At 57.6% G+C, this 21,177-nt stretch carries 14 protein-coding genes; 10 read left to right on the forward strand and 4 right to left on the reverse strand.

Annotated elements, in window-relative coordinates; all coding sequences use genetic code 11:
- Positions 1–88: 88 nt before the first annotated feature.
- On the reverse strand, positions 89–1,123 hold the full coding sequence (locus EU556_RS15305; RefSeq protein WP_135435021.1) for a LacI family DNA-binding transcriptional regulator: 1,035 nt from the start codon (positions 1,121–1,123) through the stop codon (positions 89–91).
- A gap of 279 nt (positions 1,124–1,402) precedes the next feature.
- On the opposite strand from EU556_RS15305, the gene EU556_RS15310 reads away from it, so the two are divergent.
- The 10 genes from EU556_RS15310 (at position 1,403) to EU556_RS15355 (ending at position 17,050) form a co-directional block, all read left to right on the forward strand.
- Positions 1,403–4,396, forward strand: a complete 2,994-nt coding sequence (locus tag EU556_RS15310; RefSeq protein ID WP_135435022.1) for a SusC/RagA family TonB-linked outer membrane protein — start codon at positions 1,403–1,405, stop codon at positions 4,394–4,396.
- Positions 4,397–4,415: 19 nt separating this feature from the next.
- The gene (locus EU556_RS15315; RefSeq protein ID WP_210116301.1) at positions 4,416–5,981 is read left to right on the forward strand and encodes a RagB/SusD family nutrient uptake outer membrane protein; all 1,566 of its coding nucleotides are present in this window, start codon (positions 4,416–4,418) and stop codon (positions 5,979–5,981) included.
- Positions 5,982–6,079: 98 nt separating this feature from the next.
- Entirely contained in the window at positions 6,080–7,816 is a 1,737-nt protein-coding gene (locus EU556_RS15320; RefSeq protein WP_135435023.1) for a glycoside hydrolase family 13 protein, read from the forward strand.
- 138 nt (positions 7,817–7,954) lie between these two features.
- Positions 7,955–10,003, forward strand: a complete 2,049-nt coding sequence (locus tag EU556_RS15325; protein WP_210116302.1) for a glycoside hydrolase family 65 protein — start codon at positions 7,955–7,957, stop codon at positions 10,001–10,003.
- 242 nt (positions 10,004–10,245) lie between these two features.
- The gene (locus tag EU556_RS15330; protein WP_135435024.1) at positions 10,246–11,631 is read left to right on the forward strand and encodes an MFS transporter; all 1,386 of its coding nucleotides are present in this window, start codon (positions 10,246–10,248) and stop codon (positions 11,629–11,631) included.
- A 255-nt stretch (positions 11,632–11,886) separates the two neighbouring features.
- Positions 11,887–13,080 carry a glycoside hydrolase 100 family protein gene (locus tag EU556_RS15335; protein ID WP_135435025.1) on the forward strand — a complete coding sequence of 398 codons (1,194 nt, stop codon included), beginning with the start codon at positions 11,887–11,889 and terminating at the stop codon, positions 13,078–13,080.
- A 44-nt stretch (positions 13,081–13,124) separates the two neighbouring features.
- Positions 13,125–14,054, forward strand: coding sequence for a carbohydrate kinase family protein (locus EU556_RS15340; RefSeq protein ID WP_135435026.1), 930 nt, complete (start codon positions 13,125–13,127; stop codon positions 14,052–14,054).
- A 173-nt stretch (positions 14,055–14,227) separates the two neighbouring features.
- Positions 14,228–15,397 (forward strand): MFS transporter, encoded by a 1,170-nt coding sequence (locus EU556_RS15345; RefSeq protein ID WP_135435027.1) that lies wholly within the window; start codon positions 14,228–14,230, stop codon positions 15,395–15,397.
- 176 nt (positions 15,398–15,573) lie between these two features.
- A complete protein-coding gene (locus EU556_RS15350) occupies positions 15,574–16,224 on the forward strand; it encodes a DUF4919 domain-containing protein (protein ID WP_135435028.1) in 651 nt (216 codons plus the stop codon).
- Between the two features lie 358 nt (positions 16,225–16,582).
- On the forward strand, positions 16,583–17,050 hold the full coding sequence (locus tag EU556_RS15355) for a lipocalin family protein (protein WP_135435029.1): 468 nt from the start codon (positions 16,583–16,585) through the stop codon (positions 17,048–17,050).
- 147 nt (positions 17,051–17,197) lie between these two features.
- Here the strand turns inward: EU556_RS15355 and EU556_RS15360 are convergent, their stop codons facing one another.
- The 3 genes from EU556_RS15360 to EU556_RS15370 all read right to left on the reverse strand — a co-directional run bounded on the left by EU556_RS15360 (position 17,198) and on the right by EU556_RS15370 (position 21,090).
- A complete protein-coding gene (locus EU556_RS15360; RefSeq protein ID WP_135435030.1) occupies positions 17,198–19,432 on the reverse strand; it encodes a xanthine dehydrogenase family protein molybdopterin-binding subunit in 2,235 nt (744 codons plus the stop codon).
- Entirely contained in the window at positions 19,429–20,451 is a 1,023-nt protein-coding gene (locus tag EU556_RS15365; RefSeq protein ID WP_135435031.1) for an FAD binding domain-containing protein, read from the reverse strand. The genes EU556_RS15360 and EU556_RS15365 overlap by 4 nt, the downstream gene beginning before the upstream one ends.
- Before the next feature lie 99 nt (positions 20,452–20,550).
- Positions 20,551–21,090 (reverse strand): (2Fe-2S)-binding protein, encoded by a 540-nt coding sequence (locus tag EU556_RS15370; protein WP_135435032.1) that lies wholly within the window; start codon positions 21,088–21,090, stop codon positions 20,551–20,553.
- Positions 21,091–21,177: the final 87 nt, after the last annotated feature.

Genomic DNA, 21,177 nt, shown 5'->3' on the forward strand with positions numbered 1-21,177 from the left:
CCAGCTCAACATGACGGGCTATATTTTCCTTAGGCTCTGATGTGGACACTTAGCTTAGCCTATAACCTCAAGGCCTTTATCGATTTCCTCACCCCACAGCAGGGCGCTGAGACGACTTCCGCACTTTAATGGTGGCATCGAGCACCAGATGATGATGCTCCCGAGGTTGCTCATTGCGGAGCTGCTGAATTTCGCGCAGCAGCAGGTCACTGGCCCGCCGACCGATATCGTAGCCGGGCTGGGCTACCGAGCTAACACTGGGCTCTACTAGCTGGCACACGGCCCAGTCGCTGAAGCCAATTACGGCCATATCCTGGGGCACCCGCCAGCCGGCTTCGCGCAGGGCCGTCATGGCGCCAATAGCCACTGAATCGGTGACGGAAAACAGCGCATCGGGCGGTTCAGGCAGCGCCATAAACTGCTGAGCAAAGGCGGCCCCCTCGGCGTGCGTAACGGCATGGCATTCGGCTACATATTCGGCCCGGAACGGCAGGTCATAGGCAGCCAGGGCGGCACGGTAACCAGCATACCGCTGGCGAGTATTCTCGGGGTGAGGCGGCCCTTTTATGTGCGCCACCCGGGTGTAGCCCTGCTCCAGCAAGTGCGTAACAGCATCGTAAGCCCCCTGGAAATCGTTGGTGACTACCGTGCTGGCATCTAGGCCAGTGCTGATTTTATCGAACAGCACAACCGGCAGATCATACTCCTGGAGGGCGCGCAGGTGGCCTACATCTACAGTTTCATTGGAGAGACACACCAGCAGCCCATCAACGCCAGTAGCCAGCAGCATCTGCGTGACCATGATTTCCTTTTCGTAGCTCTCATTGCTCTGGCTCAGCAGCACATGGTACCCCTGTGCTTCCACTACGTCAATTATTCCACTGATAACATCGGAGAAGAACGGGTGCACAATGTCGGGCACCACTACGCCCACTACTTTATAAGCCTTCTGGCGCAGCTTCACGGCTAACGGGTGCGGCGAATAGTGTAAACGCTCAGCCGTAGCCAGCACGGTTTGCTTCGTAGTGGGGCTGATATCGGGGTAGTTTTTCAGGGCCCGCGATACGGTAGCCACGGTTACGCCCAGGGTCTGGGCAATGTCGCGTAGAGTAGCTCTTTTCATGTGGGAATTGTAGGAAGGGACAAGTGCGGAGCGGATCAGGTAAGAACACAAGCCTGTGTTCTCAAACCAGTCAGGATGCTGAATAAGCAGTTACCGACGATAATCAATCAAAATTTCTACTGCCTCTCAAAAAAATATCACTGTTCCGAAATCGGTTACGGTACCGATTTCGGTTTAAAGTACGAACTTTTCGGGAGCTTATACTCTGGTTTTGTTGATGTTAAAGCTGCACATTGAGTCAGAATAGCAGTTTTATTCCCACCAAAACCCCACTCTATTATGTCATCAACTGTACAGATTAGGGCAAGCCTCCTGGTCGCGTGTCTGGCCTTGACCGGTACCGCACTGGGGCAGGGTATCGTCCGAGGCACCGTGGCAGAGGCGAACGGAACCCCCGTAGTAGGCGCTACCGTCCTGATAAAGGGCACTACCACGGCGGCTCCTACTGATGCCACTGGCAAATTTGAGCTCAGAATTGCTCCGGGCACGTATGACTTCGTTGTCTCGTCGGTAGGCTATAAAGCCCAGACGCGCGCCGTCACCGTTGGCTCTTCACCGGTAACCCTGGACATTACCCTGGCTGAGGACTCTCAGGCCCTGAGCGAGGTAGTGGTAACGGGCTACGGCACTGCACGCAAGCAGGACGTAACCGGGGCCGTGGCAGTCGTCGGGGAGAAGGAATTTAACCGGGGCACCTTCACCTCGCCCGATCAGCTGATTCAGGGCCGGGTATCGGGGGTGCAGGTGGGCAACAACAGCGGTCAGCCCGGCGGTCCGGCCACCGTCCGCATCCGGGGCAACTCGGCCGTGACGGGCACCGGCCAGCCCCTGTACGTGGTAGATGGCGTGCCCCTTGATGGACGCACGGCTCGCCCTGGCCTAGTGGCCTCGGCCGATGTGGGAACCGGTGCCGACAGCAACCCGCTCAACTTCCTCAACCCCGATGATATTGAGTCGCTGACGGTGTTGAAAGACGCCTCCGCTACTGCCATCTATGGTTCTCGGGCGGCCTACGGCGTCGTGCTGATTACCACTAAGAAAGGCAAATCGGGGGCTCCTATCCTGAACGTGGGCGTATCTGGGGGCTTCTCTACGTTGCTACGCCGACCCGAATTTCTGGATGCCGGCCAGTACCGGCAGGCCATTTCCTACTACGGCGCGCCGGCCACCAACGACAAGGGCGGCGACGTAGACGCGCTCAAGGAAATCTTGCGCACCGGCTACCTGCAAAACTACAACGTGGCCATGAGCGGCGGCGGCGAAACCGGCCGCTACCGCCTTTCCCTGGGCTACCTCGACCAGGATGGCATTGTGCGCAAAACCGGCTTTAAGAAGTATAGCGCCAACCTTTCCACCAACCTGCAGTTTCTGGAAAGCAAGAAACTGGGCATGGACATAAATATTGCCACGAGCCAGTTCCGCGAAGAGCTAGCCAACATTACCACAGACGCCGGCTTCCGGGGCAGCCTGATCGGACAGGCCCTGCAGTGGAATCCCACCCAGCCGTTGCGCAACGCCGATGGCTCGCTCTTTATCCAGTCGGGCGACGTGGTGAACCCGTTGGCGGCCCAAGAGCTCTACAACGACCGGTCTCGGGTGAATACTGTGCTGGCCAGCATTGCGCCTTCATTTAAGTTTACCAGCTGGCTCGAATACCGGATGCTGCTGGGCATAAACTACAACAGTGGCGAGCGGCGCACTTCCATCGACCAGCGGCTGATCAACTACCCCGGCATCGAAAATCAGGGGTTTGCCAGCATCAGCAACAACGAGCTCACCACTCAACAAATAGCCCACACGCTCAGCTTCAATAAGCCTATAGCTACCAACCTGAACCTGAACGCGGTAGTAGGCTATGAGTACACCAAGTTTGCCAACCGGGGCTCTAACATCAACGCCTTTGGTAACCCCGCTACGGGCGGCTTTGGAAACTTCGGCCTCGACTACACCGACTATATCCAAACTTCGGCCACCGGCTCCCGCAATATCTCGTCGTTCAATGATCCAACGTCGGAGCTGCAATCGTTATTTGGGCGCGCCATTTTCAACTTCAAGGACCGCTACATAGTAACCGGTACACTCCGCCGCGATGCTAGCAGCAAGTTCGGTCGTAACAACCGGGCGGGCTACTTTCCATCGTTCGCCGTGGCCTGGGACCTCAGCCAGGAATCCTTCTTCCCGGCGGAGCGGCTTTCCCAGCTTAAGCTGCGGGCGGGCTACGGGCTCACCGGAAACCAGGAGTTTCCGGCGGGTGCTGCCCAGGACCGCTTTGAGGTGCGCGACAACGGTGCCCAGATTCCGCTCAACAGCCGCAACGTGAACTTGAAGTGGCAGTCAGACCGTCAGTTCAACGTCGGAATCGATGTAGGAGTGCTCGACAATCGTTTCACTTTCACGGCCGACTACTTCAATAAAACCACTACCGACATCCTATTCCCAACTGTGCCCGGGCAGCCTGCCCCGCAGGTGCAGGCCATTTTCTGGGACAACCTCGATGGCAAAATAATTAACAAAGGCGTAGAGCTGGCCCTAGGCACCGTTCTGGTGAGAGGCGAGAAAACGGAAGTAGGCTTCAATGCCAACGCTACCTTTATCCGCAATGAAGTAAAGGATCTGGTTGGGGCCGACATTATTACCGGAGCCATCAACGGACAGGGTCTGTCGGGGTCTACCTCCCAGCTTATCCGCAACGGGTACCCTATCAACGCCTTCTTCCTGCCTCGCTACAATGGCCTCAACGAGCAGGGCTTGTCTAATCCGGTAGACCTGGCCAACCCGGTGTATGCGGGCAGCCCAAACCCACGCACGCTGCTAGGCCTAAGCGCCAATGCTCGCTACGGCAAACTATCCTTGGTAGCCAATATGACCGGCGTATTCGGCCAGTACATTTACAACAACACGCTGAACGCAGTGGGCAACGTGGGTCAGATTGGAGCCGGAAAAAACATTGCTCTATCCACGTTTGAGAACCCAATTAAAGAGGCACTCGGTAACCCAGCCGCAGCCACCACACGCTACCTGGAAAAGGGCAACTACCTGAAAATGTCGAACCTCACCCTGGCCTATAGCTTTGGCGATGTGGGCAGCTTCGTGAAGGGTGCCCGGATTTACGCCACGGGGCAGAATCTGTTCGTGATTACCAAGTATGATGGGTTTGACCCGGAAATCAACACTGTAAAGCGTGGAGCCAACCAAGTGCCTTCCGTTGGCATTGACTACCTGCCCTACCCCAGCGCCCGCACCTTCACCTTTGGCGTCAACTTCTCTCTGTAGCCTCTAACTCATTCCCACCATGAACTACACTAAGATTGTTTGCGCGGCCGGCGCCCTGGCGTTGCTTCAGATGGCCAGCAGCTGCGAGCTTGATGAAACCCTGCAAGGACAGTTGTCGCTTAATCAGATTCCGAAAGGCGACCCAGCGGCCCTACTGCAGGGGGTGTACAATGCCCAACGCGACCCCATTCAGGGCCATGTGAGCGTCTTTGCCCTACAAGAAGTTTCTACTGATTCTCGGATTATGCCCACCCGCGGGCCAGACTGGGACGACAACGGCAAGTGGCGCGCCCTTTACAACCACACCTGGGACCCCAACAACGAGCGGGTGCGCGATACCTTCAACCAACTGGAGGGTATCATTTTCGCCTCTACCGATCTGCTGCGCTTCGACCCTTCGGTGCAGCAGCAGGCCGAATCTCGGTTTCTGCGGGCCTGGGCTACCTTCCTGCTGCTCGACCTCTACGACCAGGTATTGTACCGGGAGCCAGGCGGAGCGCTAAACGAGTTGGCTAAGGTGCGCAAGGGTAGCGAGGCGCTCGACTTCATTGTGAGTGAGCTGAATGCCATTCAGAAAGATCTGCCCGATGGTCCCGCTGGACGAGCCAATAAGGATGCCGCCCGGGTGTTGCTCATGAAGTGCTACCTAAACCGGGGCGTATACGCCAACCGCCAGGCGCCCACGTTTGCTCCGGCCGACATGAACCAGGTGATTACGCTGGCCGACCAGATCATCAACAGCAACAAATACTCCTTCACGCCCAACTACTTCGACAACTTCGCGCCCAATAACACGGCGATAGGCCTAGAGAACATTTTTACGCAGCCAAACACTTTCGGCAACGCCGGCCCTACCCGCGACTTGTGGAAGTTTGTGTCGCACTACAATATGCGGCCCGTGGATGGCTACAACGGCCCCGCCGTACCGGCCTCGCTCTACGACTTATTCGAGGCCAATGATAAGCGCCGCGGACAAGTGTATGATATTCCCGGCGGCCCTGCAAACCCCGGTCGGCGCATCAATGTGGGCTTCCTGATAGGGCAGCAATACAACCTTATTACGGATGCGCCACTTACTACGCGGGGTGGAGCACCGCTGGTGTTCACCAAAGACATCAACCTTTCTGAAACTGGTCCTGACCTGGAGGCTAAAGGTATCCGGCCCATCAAGTACCCCGTGGATTACGTGAGCGAAGGCAAAGGCGGCAACGGCTGCGAAAACGACCACGTGACCTTCCGCCTAGCCGACGTGCTGCTGATGAAAGCCGAAGCCATTTTGCGGGGCGGCACGGCTACCAGCGCGGGCAGCTACGGCTCTACGGCGCTGGCCATCGTCAACTCACTGCGCACCCACCCCTCGCGCGGAGCCAGCGCTCTGCCTTCCCTTAACCTCGACATTCTGCTGGATGAGCGGGGCCGGGAGCTGTACAGTGAGTCGTGGCGGCGGAATGATATGATCCGGTTTGGCAAGTTCCTGGCGGCCCGCAAAGACAAGCCCCAGAGCGACCCAAAATACCTGATCTACCCCATTCCCAAGTCTCAGGCAGATGTAAATTCCAACATCACGCAGAACCCGGGGTACTAGCACACTGTCATTTCCGCTACTGCATCAACAGGCCGTTGGTTGCTGCTACTGAAGTAGTGGCCAACGGCCTGTATGTAGGCCACTGTTCCTAATCTAGCATGAAAACCCTGGCTACCATACTTTGCGCGGCACTGCTTATGTGTGCTGGCAGCGGGCAAGCCCAGCAAGCGCCACTACCAGCAAAAGCTAACCCCACTTGGTGGAAAGAGGCGGTAGTGTACCAAGTGTACCCGCGCAGCTTTCAGGATAGCAATGGCGATGGAGTGGGTGACTTGCGCGGTATCATTTCCCGCCTCGATTATATCAAAAGCCTGGGTGTGGACGTGGTGTGGCTGAACCCCATTTATGCGTCTCCCAACGACGACAACGGCTACGACATTTCTGACTACCGGGCCATTATGCCCGAGTTCGGGACTATGCAAGACTTCGATGCCCTGCTTCGGGGTATGCACCAGCGCGGTGTCAAGCTGGTGATGGATATGGTGGTGAACCACAGCAGCGACGAGCATGAGTGGTTCCGGCAGGCCCGCAGCTCGCGCAACAATCCTTACCGCAACTACTACCACTGGTGGCCCGCCGAAAAAGGCAAGCCAACGCCGCGCTACAGCTTCTTCGACGTGAACAGCGACGCCTGGAAGTACGACTCGCTCACCAATGCCTACTACCTCCACTACTTCTCGCGCAAGCAGCCTGACCTGAACTGGGAAAACCCCAAGTTGCGCCAGGAGGTGTACAGCATGATGCGCTTCTGGCTGGATAAAGGGGTAGATGGCCTACGTATGGATGCGTTTCAGTACGTGGCCAAGGACACGACTTTCCCGGCTTTTCCGGCCGGTTACGAGAAGAATATCATCAAGTACTACGGCGGTGGCCCGCACCTGCACGACTACCTACAGGAAATGAACCGCGAGGTGTTCAGCAAGTACAACCTGATGACCGTGGCCGAGGGCGCCGGCACCGGCCCCACGGATGCCATGTTATTCGTGGACCCGGCTCGCAAGGAGCTAGACATGGCCTACCACTTCGAGGGCATGGACTTGGGCAACGGTCCGGAAGGCTATAAACTCACGGACTTCAAGCGCGTGTACACCCGCTGGGACAGCGCTTTCGCTCAGAAAGGGTGGCTGGCTATTTTCCTGGCCAACCACGATGTTCCCCGTATGGTGAGCAAGTTCGGCGACGACCGGCCGGCGTTTCGAGCGGCCTCTTCGAAGCTGCTGACCACCTTTATTCTCACGATGCGCGGCACGCCCTATTACTTCAACGGCGACGAACTGGGCATGACCAACATCCGCTTCGATCGGATTGAGGACTATCGCGACGTGGCAACGCTGAACGGCTACCAGCAGGTGAAGAACCAGGGCGGCAACCTGGCGGCTTTTATGGCTGCGGCCAAGCGCACAGCCCGCGACAACTGCCGCACGCCCTTCCAGTGGGATGCTACCGCCAACGCAGGCTTCACTACGGGCAGGCCCTGGCTGAAAGTTAACCACAACTACGTTACCCTCAATCGGGCGGCTCAGGAGAAAGACGCAAATTCTGTTCTCAATTACTTCCGGAAAGCCACGGCTATGCGTCGGCAGCACCAAGTACTGGTGTACGGGCAGTATCAGCTGCTCGACGCAGATAACCCGCACATCTATGCCTACACCCGCACGTTGGGCAAGGAGAAAGTGCTGATAGTGCTCAACTTCACTTCCGACCAGCGGCGCTGGGCTGTGCCTACCGGCTTGAAAATCGGCGCTGCGCCCTGGCTCAATAATTATCCTAGTTTCACGGCGGCTCCTACCCTGGCGCTCCAGCCGTGGCAAGCCGTGGTGGTACCACTCAAGTAGCAACGCCTCTTCACACTCGTCTCGGTGCCAGAACAACTGGCCTAGCGCAGGCGCAACGCCCTCCGTACTGATCATACGCAACTATATACCCTCCTGAACTGCCTCTGTCTCTCCCTGCCTCCACCCAATTTTCCCGGCATGCTTCCCACCCGTTTTCTGCTTTTCTGCACGCTTTTCCTGCTGGCAACATTTGCCCGCGCCCAACCGGCTGCACCCGACCCTTGGCGTTTGTCGGCCACCCAATTTGACCCCAAGAACTACTACGGTGTGACGGTGGCCAACGGAATGCTGGGCATTGTATCGTCGGCGGAGCCGTTTCAGGTGAAGAGCGTGGTGCTGGCCGGGGCCTACGACCAATATGGGCGGGGCCGGGTGAGCAACTTTCTCAACAGCTTCAACCTGCTGAACATGTACCTGGAAGTGGATGGCCGACGCCTTTCGGGCAAGGATGCCAGCAACTTCCGCCAGGAGCTAGACATGCAGCGGGCCAGCTTCACCACCACGTTTGACTACCAGGACAAGGCCACCATCAGCTACACCTATTACGCGCTGCGCCATTTGCCCTTTACAGCCTTGCTAGATGTATCCATCACGGCCAAGAAAGACCTGAACCTGACGGCCGCCAGCGTGCTAGAAGCGCCCGATGCCTTGCGCGACGCGCAGAATTACTACAACGAGATTGACCGGCCCCACGTCACGCTTAGCTTGCTCACGTCTTCGGCCCGCAGCCCTACTGGCAAGATGCAGCTGTGCGCTTCCAACACGTTTTTGTTTGGGGAAGCGCACGGCCAGGAGCCCAACGTGATTCATGAAATGTGGGACAACAACATGCACCTGATGAAGTTCGGGAAGCAGTTGAAAGCGGGCCAAACATACTCCTACGCCCTGGCCGGCTCGTCCATCACCTCCAGCCACCACCCCGACCCGCTTAATGAGGCCGAGCGCCTTACCATTTTCGCCCGCCTCGAAGGCAAGGACCGGCTACTGGCCTACCACACCAAAGCCTGGCAGGAACTCTGGAAAAGCGACATTCAGATTGAGGGCGACGCCCAGGCGCAGCAGGACGTGCACAGCATGCTGTACCACCTGTACAGCTTCTCTAGAGCCGGCACCGAGTTTTCGCCCTCGCCCATGGGCCTCTCGGGGCTGGGCTACAACGGGCACGTGTTCTGGGATACGGATGTGTGGATGTTTCCGGCCCTGCTGGTGCTACACCCCGATATTGCCAAGTCGCTGATTGAGTACCGCTTTCAGCGTCTGGAACCGGCTCGCCGTAATGCCTTTGCCCACGGCTACCAGGGTGCCCAGTACCCCTGGGAAAGTGCCGATACGGGAGTGGAAGAAACGCCGGTTTGGGCGCTGAGCGGGCCCTTCGAGCACCATATTTCGGCCTGCGTAGCCCTGGCAGCCTGGCAGTATTACTGCGTGACCCAAGACAAGGAGTGGCTGCGCGAGAAGGGCTACCCCATTTTATCCGCCACCGCCGATTTTTGGGCCAGCCGCGTGGAGCGCAACGGCCTCAGTCACTACGACATCAAGAACGTGGTGGCGGCTGATGAGTGGGCCGAAAACGTGGACAACAATGCCTTCACCAATGCCGCTGCCCAGGTAAACCTGCGCAATGCCGCCGCGGCCGCCAAGCTGCTCGGCCTCAAGGCCAACCCCGACTGGCTGCACGTGGCCCAGAACATCCCGATTCTAAAATTGCCCGATGGCACCACCCAAGAACATGCCACCTATAAGGGTGAGGGTATCAAGCAGGGCGACGTGAACCTGCTGGCCTACCCGCTGGGCGTCATCACCGACCCCGCCCAGATTCGGAAAGACCTGGCCTACTACGAAACCCGGGTGCCCACCGAGGGCACGCCCGCCATGACCCAGGCCATCTTCGCGCTGCTTTATTCCCGCCTAGGTAACGCCGAAAAGGCCCAGCACTTCTTCCAGGATGCCTACGTGCCCAATCTACTGCCGCCCTTCCGCGTTATTGCCGAAACCAAAGGTGGCACCAACCCCTACTTTGCTACTGGCGCGGGTGGCGTGCTGCAGGCCGTCATGATGGGCTTTGGTGGCCTGGAAATTACCCCTAGTGGCCTAGCCCAACGCAAAAGCACCTTGCCCACCGGCTGGAAATCGGTGCGCATCACGGGCGCCGGCCCGCAACGAAAAACCTATTCCGTGACGCGGTAACCGCCATGTTGAGCGGAAGATAGATACCAGAATCAGCTTCTAGGCCAGTGGCCCTGCTTTCGGGTTTTCGTGCTGAATGACTTTTAAATACGCCTCAGCGCCGGCCTTGGCCGGCGGCTGATGGCGGGGGTGGCAGAACGCCTCGTGGGAAGGGCCGACTGCCCGTCGCTCGCTGCATGGCGAGCGGCGTTTCCCTCCGCAGTTCTGCTCCTACTGTCCTCCCTGTTCCCCACCCAACTCTTATGGCCCTTACTTCTACCACGATTTCCTCTGAGTCGGCGACGGGGCTGGCTTCGCTGCCCAAGCCGCGGCTAGCCTTCTGGCAGATTCTGAACATGAACCTGGGCTTCTTCGGCATCCAATACAGCTTTGGCCTGCAGCAGACCAATATGAGCCCCATCTACTCCTACCTGGGGGCCAACCCAGATATGCTGCCGTTTCTGTGGCTGGCGGGGCCCATGACGGGGCTGTTGGTGCAGCCAGTAGTGGGCGCGCTCAGCGACAAAACCCTCAGCCGGTGGGGCCGCCGCACACCCTACTTTCTAGTGGGGGCGGTGCTGTGCAGTATCTGTCTGCTGGCCATGCCCTTTAGCCGGGCCCTCTGGATGGCGGCCGGCTTGCTCTGGATTCTGGACGCGGCCAACAACATCACCATGGAGCCCTACCGCGCTTTCGTGAGTGACAAGCTGCCCGCGCCTCAGCATAGCGTCGGGTTCCTGACGCAAAGCTTTTTCACGGGCCTGGGCATTACGCTGGCCAACTTCACGCCCTCGGTGCTGGTGTATTTAGGGCTGGTAAGCGGTACGGCTCGCAGTGAGAACAACATTCCGCACACTACCTACGCTGCCTTTCTGATTGGGGCCGCCGTGAGTATCGGGGCAATTTTGTATTCGGTGTTCACCACCAAAGAGCACCCGCTGAGCGAGCAGGAAGTAGCCGCCATTCGGGCTCAGCCCAAGGGCTTAGGCCACACGCTGCAAGAAATTGGCAGCGCCATCAGGGAGATGCCGCTCACCATGCGCCGCATGGCCCCCATGATGCTGTGCACCTGGTACGCCATGTTTTGCTACTGGCAGTACATCACCCTCAGCTTAGCCAACACGGTGTATCATACCCAAGACCAGCAATCTAGCGGCTTTAGTGCGGCGCAGCTGCTCACCGGGCGCCTCAATGGCACCTACAACGTGGTCACGTTTTGTGCAGCATATGGGTTGGCCTGGCTGGCCCGGCGGTGGGGGCCGCGGGCCGTGCACATGCTCAGCCTGAGCCTGGCCGGACTAGGGTTGCTGGCGCTGCCCCTCTTGCATGATCCTTCTCTGCTGCTGGCCCCCATGATTGGGCTGGGTATTGGGTGGGCCAGCATGATGGGCACCACTTACGTGATGCTGGCCGGCGCCATCCCGAAGGAGCGCACTGGCGTGTACATGGGCATTTTCAACATGTTTATTGTACTGCCCATGCTCCTGCAAACGGTGTCGTTTTCCTGGATCTATAGCCACCTGCTCGGCTCGCGCCCCGAAAATGTAATTCACTTGGCTGGCGCCCTCCTACTGACTGGTGCGGTGTGCGTGCTGATTATACCGCGCAACAGCTCCACTGCTGAACATGGGGTGCCCGCCACGCCGTAAGAGACCAGCCTTACCCCCTATGCACGATTGTAGAGACGCAACATCTTGCGTCTCGTCGTAGCTTCGCTGTCCTTCGGTTGCTGATGTTGTTTACCGTGCTGTTCTAGGCCAGTCATTCATCGCCGAGACTCCAACTATTGCGTCTCTACACCCCAAGAATCGTCAGGCACTCCCTCTCCTTTTCCATTCTGCGCATCTAGCGGCGTAGGGAGCCGGGGTGAGAAGCCTCACCTGAACAACCCCAACTTATCCCTTATGCCCGCCCACGAACCCAGTCTCCACCTCCTGCGCCGCGCCATTACGCCGCATGGCTTTGTGGCTAGCGTGCAGCCCGTGAGCAACTACCAGCGCATCTGGACGCGAGACGGGGTAATTACTGGCCTAGCCGCCCTGCTATCCAATGACTCCACCTTACTAGAAACCACAGAAACAACCCTGCGCACCTTATTTAGCGCCCAACATGCGGCGGGTTTTTTCCCTTCGAACGTAGATCCGCAAACCGGCCAAGCCAGCTACGGCGGCAACTGCGGGCGAGTAGATAATGTAAGCTGGGCCATTATTGGGTTGCTCCAGTATGCGCACAGTACGGGCAACACAGCCCTGGCGGAGGCCTGCTTGCCCCAAGTGCAACGAGGCCTAGCGGTGCTGGATGCGTGGGAGTTCAACGGTAAGCACCTGGTATACGTGCCCCAAAGCGGCGACTGGGCCGATGAATACGTGCAACACGGCTACGTACTCTACGACCAGCTGCTGCGAGTGTGGGCCCTGGAGCTGGCCGGCCACTACTACCAGCGCCCCGAGTGGCTGCAGAAAGCCGCGACCATCCGGCAGGTGCTGGAGCGCAACTATTGGAACGATGATGCCCCCAACTCCGCGCCACTCTACGCGCCCAACCTGGAGCACCAGCGCCAGCGGGCTCCGCGCACTTTCTGGCTGATGGGCTTCAACCCGGCCCGCGTGTATAGCCAGTTTGATTTAGCGGCTAATGCGTTGGCCTTGCTACTCAACCTGGGCACCGCCGCCCAGCAGGCTACCCTGGTGGCCCATTTACACGAGCAGTTGCAACAGCACCCATTTCTGCTGCCCGCCTTTGCCCCGGCCATCACCCCCGCCGATGGTCTGATGGCGGAGCTGACCGACAACTACGCCTATGAGTTTCGCAACCGGCCCCACGAGTTTCACAACGGTGGCCTCTGGCCCGTCTGGAATGGGTGGCTAGCGGCGGCCCTGCATCACATTGGGCAGCCTAGCCTAGCTCACCAGTTGATAAGTCATCTGCACTCGGCCAACCAGCAAAACCCCGCCGGCGCTGAGTGGGGTTTCTACGAGAACTTCCATGGCCTTACCCACGCGCCCATCGGGGTGGCCTACTGCACCTGGAGCGCTGCCGGTCAGCTTCTGGCCGAAGCCTACGCCCAGGGCCAGCGCCTGTGGGTGCCCGCTATGTAACTGCCTGTTGTTTGCCTAGTTCATCTTCCTTATTCAGCTCGCCAATGCGCTCCTCTCTCACTTCCGCTGCTGCCTCGTCCGCGGCCCCGGCCCCCGATGCGGTTGGCTTGCTGGCCATTGGCGAAGCTCTAATCGATATTTTGACCACGGATTTTGTGGGCGACTTGTCGCAGGTTACAACGCTGCAGGCGGTTGCGGGCGGAAGTCCGGCCAACCTATGCCGCTTTGTTCAACAGTGCGGCGGCACCGCGCGGCTGGTAGCGGCCGTGGGGCAAGATGGCCTAGGCGAGATTTTAGTGCGCAGCTTGGAAGCGGCAGGGCTCAGCACCGAATATATCCATCAGTTACCCGACCGCGCCACCAGTATTATTGTGGTGGGGCGCAGCCGGGCTACTCCCAGCTTCATTCCGTACCGCAGCGCCGACCGGCATCTTCCACCCATCAATCCGACCCTAATTACGCAGGCTGCCCTAGTGCATACCACCGCCTTTGCCCTAAGCCGCCAGCCCGCCCAAGACCATATTCTTGAGGCCCTGGCCACTGCCCACGACCTGGGCCGGCCGGTGTCTATCGACTGGAATTACGCAGCGCCCATCTGGCGGCGCTCCGATAATGCCCCTGATGTGTGGCAGCGTCTACTGGCCTACGAGCCCCTGCTCAAAGTCAGCCTCGATGATGTGGCCCGTTTTGGCGGTGTGCCCGCCACTGCCGAAGCGGCCAAGGAGTTCCTGCACAATGTGCCAGCCCGCGTGCTCTGCCTGACCTGCGGCGCCGAGGGCGTTTGGTACCGCAGCTACCATGAGCCCTGGCAACACCAAGTCGCTCCCCCCGTTGAGGTGCTAGACGCCACCGGCGCCGGCGACGCTTTCTGGGCGGGCTTCCTCACCCACTGGATGCAGCAGACGCCCACTGCCGACTGCGTACAACAAGGCATCAGCACGGCCGCACGTCGCCTGCAGGGGCAACTGGCCTAGAGGGGCGGGTGGCTGTTGAAAGTTCGTCAAGCTAAGCGTACCAACGTAAGACGGGCAAATAGCGCAAGGAGCCCAGAGTACGCGCTCATACCAGAGCCTAGTTTTGTGGCGGCAGCTACCCCGACAGATTTGGGTACTTTGCCGGCCCCATCCGCTCCTGCCCTCTCCTCTCTATGCGACGCATCTTACCTACCATTGTGCTGGCGCAGTTTTTCTGCACCTCGCTCTGGTTTGCCGGCAACGCCATTGCCCCCGATATAGCCGCGCAATTACAGCTACCAACCGGTTTCGTGGCCACCCTAACCAGCGCCGTGCAGTTGGGCTTCATCACGGGCACGCTCACCTTCGCTGTGCTGGCTCTGGCCGACCGCTTCTCTCCCTCCCGCGTGTTTTTCGTGAGTGCGCTGCTGGCGGCACTGTGTAACCTGGGCCTCAACCTGGACGGCGTTGGCGTGGGGCAGCTGCTGGCGTTCCGGTTTCTGACGGGCTTTTTCCTGGCCGGCATCTACCCAGTGGGCATGAAGATAGCCTCCGACTATTACCAGACTGGCCTAGGCAAATCACTGGGGTTTCTGGTGGGGGCTTTGGTGCTGGGTACGGCGTTTCCGCACCTGCTCCGGAGCCTGGCGGCGCAACTGCCGTGGCAGTACGTAACGCTGGCTACCTCGGGGCTGGCGGTGCTGGGTGGCCTAGCGCTGGTGCTGCTGGTGCCCGATGGGCCCTACCGCCGCGCCGGGCAGCGAGTGCAGCTCACGGCTTTTCTGGCGGGCTTCCGGCACCCTGCATTTCGGGCGGCGGCCTTTGGGTACTTCGGGCACATGTGGGAGCTGTATACGTTTTGGGCCTTCGTGCCGGCCCTGCTAGTGGCCTACAACGCCGCTCACCCCACCGCCAAGCTGCCCGTTTCGGAGCTGGCGTTTGGTATCATTGGCGCGGGTGGCCTAGCGTGTGCCGGGAGTGGCTTACTTTCCCAGCACCTAGGGGCCCGACCGGTAGCCGCGGCGGCACTAGCGTTGTCGGGGCTGTGCTGCTTGGCGTCGCCGCTGTTTCTGCGGAGTAACTCGCCGGCGCTACTGCTGGGGTTTCTGTTCTTCTGGGGCCTCGTGGTAGTTGCCGATTCGCCCCTTTTCTCGACTTTGGTAGTCCAGAGCGCGCCGGAAGCCACCCGCGGTACGGCGCTTACCATCGTCAACTGCCTCGGATTCGCCCTGACTATCGTCAGTATTCAACTCACCGACTTTCTAGGCCACTTCGTAGAGCCGCAGTATCTGTACTTGACGCTGGCCGTGGGGCCAGCGCTGGGATTGTTGGGGTTGTTACGCGGGCAAGTTAAGAGAATATGACAGGTTAGCCGATAATCAACTTTCGCTTATATTGACCGCAGCAGATATGTATGCAAAGTCATTTTAAGTTTAACGTTGAAGCAACCGCAATCAACTACCTATCTTAAGGTCAAGAATTACATTGATACAAACATGTTTTAAACAACAATAAAATACGAATCACAAATAAAATTTAAATGCAAAAGCACTTAACGCTACTATTAACAGTATTTTTTGCCTATTCTACTTTCACAGCGAATGGACAAAAAAACTCAATCGAAATACCGCCTTTTGACGATAAATACTCTAACTATGTTAGGAAGTTAGAAAAAGGAGAATTGGATATCGATTATACAGATTTCAGAAATAGCTACCTGGAAAGCAAACAATTTGGCAAGAAGGGAATAGAGCTTGACAACATCAGAAAAAAAGTTTATAATGAAGTAAAGAATAAAAACTATCAGAATGTAATAAGCTTAACAAAAGCCATGTTAAGTCTTGATTACACTAGTATGTTTGCACATAAATACTTGCAGCAAAACTATAAAATCATTGGCGACACTTTGAACCAAAAGAAATATTATGATATAGAGTTTGGTCTACTGTATTCAATTATAAGAAGCAATGACGGGAAGACATGTGAAACAGGCTGGCATGTCACACAGATAGAGGAGGAGTATTTTATTTTAAGTATGATAGGCGCCCAGCTACAGTCACAAAGCATTAGCAACGGAGGTAAAAATGCTTGCGACAAAATGGTTGTGAAGATGGAAGATGGTGAGACTAGAACCTACTTCTTTGAGGCGAACAAAATTTTTGAACAAGAGCGGAAGCTCTTCGGCAAATAAATTACTAATAGCAAGTTTTTTCTGAAAGCAATTATGACTCATCACTTTGAAGCCATAACAAGGTGGTGACATTTATGCCTCAAAACTCAAATGCCTGCAGCTTATTCTTTTCACGAATAGTCGGAAAGGCATTCTATATGAAAAAACCTTAGAATCTTTTGGTGCTGAGGCTTTTCGTTATCACGTCAAGCCGAATTACAGCCGTTTGGTAATGATAACTCGGACAATGCAGACTGATTGTCAGTAAGGTACGGAAGCGTTGATTTGAGTAGAAAGCACGCAATAGCAGTGATAGTGCAAAATCAGAGCTAATTACCGTACCTATGCAGTATATAGTTTATCCAATATACCTTCCCTCATGAGAACAGTATTACTATTGGCAGCGGCGGCCGTTTCGCTCGTAGCATGCAAGCCCGATGCGGCACCACTAGAATCAGCCGCAAGCTCTAACCTACTTATGGGCACTTGGCAACTTGTTAAAGGCACTGTGATAAACAAAGCCGATACGAGCATTACTGACTACACCAAAAACAAGAACATCACCTTCGTTAAGATCATCAACGGTACCCACTTCGCCTTCTTGCAGCACGATGTACATAAAGGCAAAGACTCCGCTGTATTTGTATCGGGCGGAGGGCGCTACTCTCTCAAGGACAGCACCTATACCGAGCACCTGGAGTATTGCAGCGCCCGAAACTGGGAAGGAAACGACTTTACCTTTACGGTCTCCCTTAAGAATGACACCCTAGTTCAGCAAGGTGTAGAGAAGGTAGAAGCCAGCGGCATCAACCGCATAAACATTGAGAAATACGTCAGGGTAAACTAGTGGCCTAGGCACGGCTATAAAACATGAAGGCTATCTTCCGAAGTAGCCCTTCCGTGCTGCTTTTAGGTACAGAACTTCAACTGTATAGCACAGAAAAGCCCCGGAGCCGTACGGCTCCGGGGCTTTTCTGTGCTACTCAATGTGCTGTTACAGTAGCTTGTCAATCATTACCGGCAGGGTGCGGACGCGCTTACCGGTGGCGTGGAAAACGGCGTTGGCAATGGCTGCGGCTACACCTAGTAGGCCTATCTCGCCAATCCCTTTCACCCCGAGTGGGTTTACCACCTCGTCTTCTTCCTCAACGAACAGCACCTGCAGGTCGCGGACGTCAGCGTTGACGGGGATGTGGTACTCGGCGTAGTTGTGGTTCATGTACCGCCCGAACTTGTGGTCCATAATGGTTTCCTCCATTAGGGCCATGCTGATGCCCCATACGATGGAGCCCAGCACTTGGCTACGAGCAGTTTTAAGGTTCAGGATGCGGCCAGCGGCTACGGCATTTACTACGCGGGTAACGTGCACGGTGCCCAGGTCCTCATCTACCTTCACCTCCGCAAACACCGCATTGTGCGAGTGCATGGAGTGCTGCATCTGCTTGAGCATGTTCGGGGTGGCCGAGGTTTCTGCTTCCAGCTTCTCCTTGCCGCTGGCCTGTAGTACGTCGCGGATTACCACGGCTTGGTCAGGATCGAGGCGCAACCTGATTTGCCCGTTCACGAACTCTACGTCGTCGAACTTGGCCTTCTTCAGGGGTGAGCCTTTCATTTTTTGGGCTTGCTTGAGCAGCTTTTTGCCCATCTCCTCGCATACATTCTTCACGGCCGTACCCACGGAGGCCGCCGTCCAGGAACCGCCCTCCAAGGGTGCTTCCGGCAGATCAGTATCCCCTAGCTTAAAGGTTACTGCCTCAATGGGCAGGCCTAGGTACTGAGCGGCAATCTGGGTCATGATGGTGTAGGTACCCGTTCCGATGTCGGAAGTGGCACTGCTCACTTCCAGCCTGCCATCGGCGGTAAGCGTAGCCTTAGCGGCCGACTTCTTCTGCGTGGCATCCCACACGCCGCCCGCCATACCCCAGCCTACCAGCATGTTGCCGTCGCGCATGGAGCGGGGCCGGGGATTTCGCTTCTCCCAGCCAAACTTGGCCGCACCCTGGTGGTAGCAGTCGCGCAGGCGCTTGCTGGAGAAGGGTTTCTTCATATTCTGGTCCGTCTCGGCGTAGTTGCGGATGCGGAAGTCCACGGGGTCTAGGCCAGCTTCGAAGGCCATTTCGTCCATGGCAATTTCGAGAGCAATGGAGCCGGTAGCCGCGCCAGGAGCGCGCATATCCAGGGGCGTGTATACATCCAGCTCGGCCAGTTGGTAGCCCAGCTTCACGTTGTCGCACTGGTAGAGCATGCCCGACCAGTTCACTACGTTTTCGGTGTACTCCTCAAAGCGCGAGGTTTCGTGCAACGCATGGTGCTGCAGGGCAGCCAGGGTGCCATCGGGGTTGGTGCCCAGCTTCACGTATTGCAGCGTGTAAGGGCGGTGGCCGAAGCTAAACATCTGCTGACGCGTAAGGGTTACGCGCACCGAGCGTTTCAGCTCCAGCGCCGCCATCACCGACATAAACAGCTGATACTGCGGCCGCAAACCCGAGCCGAAGCCCCCACCCATGTACTCCGTCACCACGCGGGCCTGCTTCTTGCTCAGCCCAAAGATCTTACTGATATACTGCTGGGCGTTGTAAACCCCCTGCGTTTTGTCGTAGGCCGTGATAGAGCCGTCGGGGTGATATTCGGTGGTGGTAGCGAACATCTCCATGGGGTTGTGGTGCTGGGCCCCGTGAATGTACTCGTGCTCAATACGGTGCGCCGCCTTTTTCCACTCCTTGTCGGGCTTGCCGCGCGGAGGTGGCGGGGGCATCCAGCCGGATTTGCCGCGGCCAGGCATGAAGCCTTCGGTGCGCTTTAGCTCGATGTCGGTTTCGTGGTCTTCCTCCTCGTACTCAATCTCCAAGATGGAGGCCGCGTAGCGGGCTACCTCAAACGTGTCGGCCACCACCAGCGCAATAGGCTGCTGGCTGAACTTCACCTCGTTGTCGTGCAGGGGCCGGAAGGGCGAGCCGCCGGGGGCTACGTCGTCCTTGTAGTTGCGGTCAAACCACGCCAGATTAGGCACGTTTTCGTGCGAGAAAACCGCCAATACCCCCGGAATTTTCAGGACGGGCTTGGAGTATACCTTGATGATTTTCCCTTTGGCAATGGGGCTGCTGACTACCACGCCGTAGGCCAGGTTGGGCACGTTAAACTCGGCCGCGTACTTGGCCGCGCCGGTTACTTTGGCCGGACCATCAACGCGGTTGGTGGGTTTCCCGATGTAGTTGGTATACTGGCTCATGGATTAGAATTTAAAAAGGCTTCGGTAGGACCCTGCTTCATCTCGGTGGCTTGCTTAAGGGCGCGCACAATGGCGCGCTTAGCCAGTTCCACCTTGAAGTCGTTGGAGCCGAAGCCCCGGGCACCCTGCAGCAGTTGGGTGGCTGCCTTCCGGAACGTATCGGCGGTGGCGGGCTGCCCTTTCAGTGCATCTTCCACGTCGGTATCGCGCCAGGGTTTGTGGGCCACGCCACCCAGCGCAATCCGCGCGTCTTTGATGGTGTTGCCTTCCAGCTCCAGCGCCGCCGCTACCGATACCAGCGCAAAGGCGTAAGAAGTTCGGTCGCGGAGTTTGAGGTAGGAGTAGTTTTTCTCGAAGCCCTTCGCCGGCAGATCTAGGCCAGTAATCAGCTCACCCGGCCGCAAGGTGTTATCAATATGCGGGGCGTTGCCGGGCAGACGGTGGAAGTCGGCAAACTCAATAGTCCGCTCTCCGTTAGGGCCGCTCACGCGCACTACCGCTTCCAGGGCCGCCAGCGCAATGCACATGTCGGATGGGTGAGTGGCTATGCAGCTCTGGCTGGTGCCCAGAATAGCATGAATGCGGTTGTAGCCCCCAATGGCCGAGCAGCCCGAGCCGGGCTCCCGCTTGTTGCAGGGCGTGGCCGTGTCGTAGAAGTAGTAGCAGCGGGTGCGCTGCATGAGGTTGCCCCCGTTGGTAGCCATGTTGCGCAGCTGGGGCGATGCCCCGGCCAGAATAGCCTGCGAAAGCAACGGGTAGCGCTTCTCTACCTCGGGGTGCCAAGCGGTATCGGCATTGGTAGCCAATGCCCCTAGGCGTAGGCCACCTTCGGGGTCGTTTTGGATTTTGGTCAACGGAAGGCGGTTCAGACCAATGAGGTGAGTGGGCCGCTCCACGTTTTCCTTCATCAGGTCGAGCAGGTTAGTGCCGCCCCCGATGTAGGCCGCGTCGTGGTGACTGGCCTTGTCGCGCACGGCGTCGTCAACGGCCGTGGCGTGCGAGTAGGTGAAAGGATTCATGGTTTGTGGTAATGAGGTGATGAAGCAGATAGAGATGAGGTAGTATGTATGAAGTGCCTATTGTTCGCCAAGGCAAGCAGTAGCTTACTTCGTCACCTTTTACCTCTTCACCTCATTACTCCTAGAATCAACAACTTCCTTCACGGCATTCAGAATGCCTACGTAGGCCCCACAGCGGCACAGGTTGCCGCTCATCAGCTCCCTGATTTCATCTTCGGTGTGAGCCTTGCCTTCATTGATGAGGCCTACCGCCGAGCAAATCTGGCCAGGCGTGCAGTAGCCGCACTGGAAGGCGTCGTGGTCGATGAAGGCCTGCTGCAGGGGGTGCAGCTTTTCCTGGGTGCCAAGGCCCTCGATGGTGGTAATCTCGTTGCCTTCCTGCATCACGGCCAGGGTCAGGCAGGAATTAACGCGCTTACCGTTTACGAGCACAGTGCAAGCCCCGCACTGCCCATGGTCGCAGCCTTTCTTGGTTCCGGTGAGGTCGGCATACTCCCGCAGAGCATCCAGCAACGAGGTCCAGGGCGCAAGCTGCAGCCTGGTGTCAACGCCGTTTATGTTCAGGGTGACCGTGCTGGTTGGAGGCGGCGCGGCGGGCGCGCCCATCACGCCGCGTTTAGTAGTGGAAGAAGTGCTCATAGGAACCCGAAAGGAGGTGGAGTAAAAACTGACCGTTGGGCCGCGTCAACGCCGCTCAACTGTACCGCATACGCCCTTCCGGAAGCT

The sequence above is a fragment of the Hymenobacter fodinae genome, from assembly GCF_004745825.1.
Taxonomy (GTDB): domain Bacteria; phylum Bacteroidota; class Bacteroidia; order Cytophagales; family Hymenobacteraceae; genus Hymenobacter; species Hymenobacter fodinae.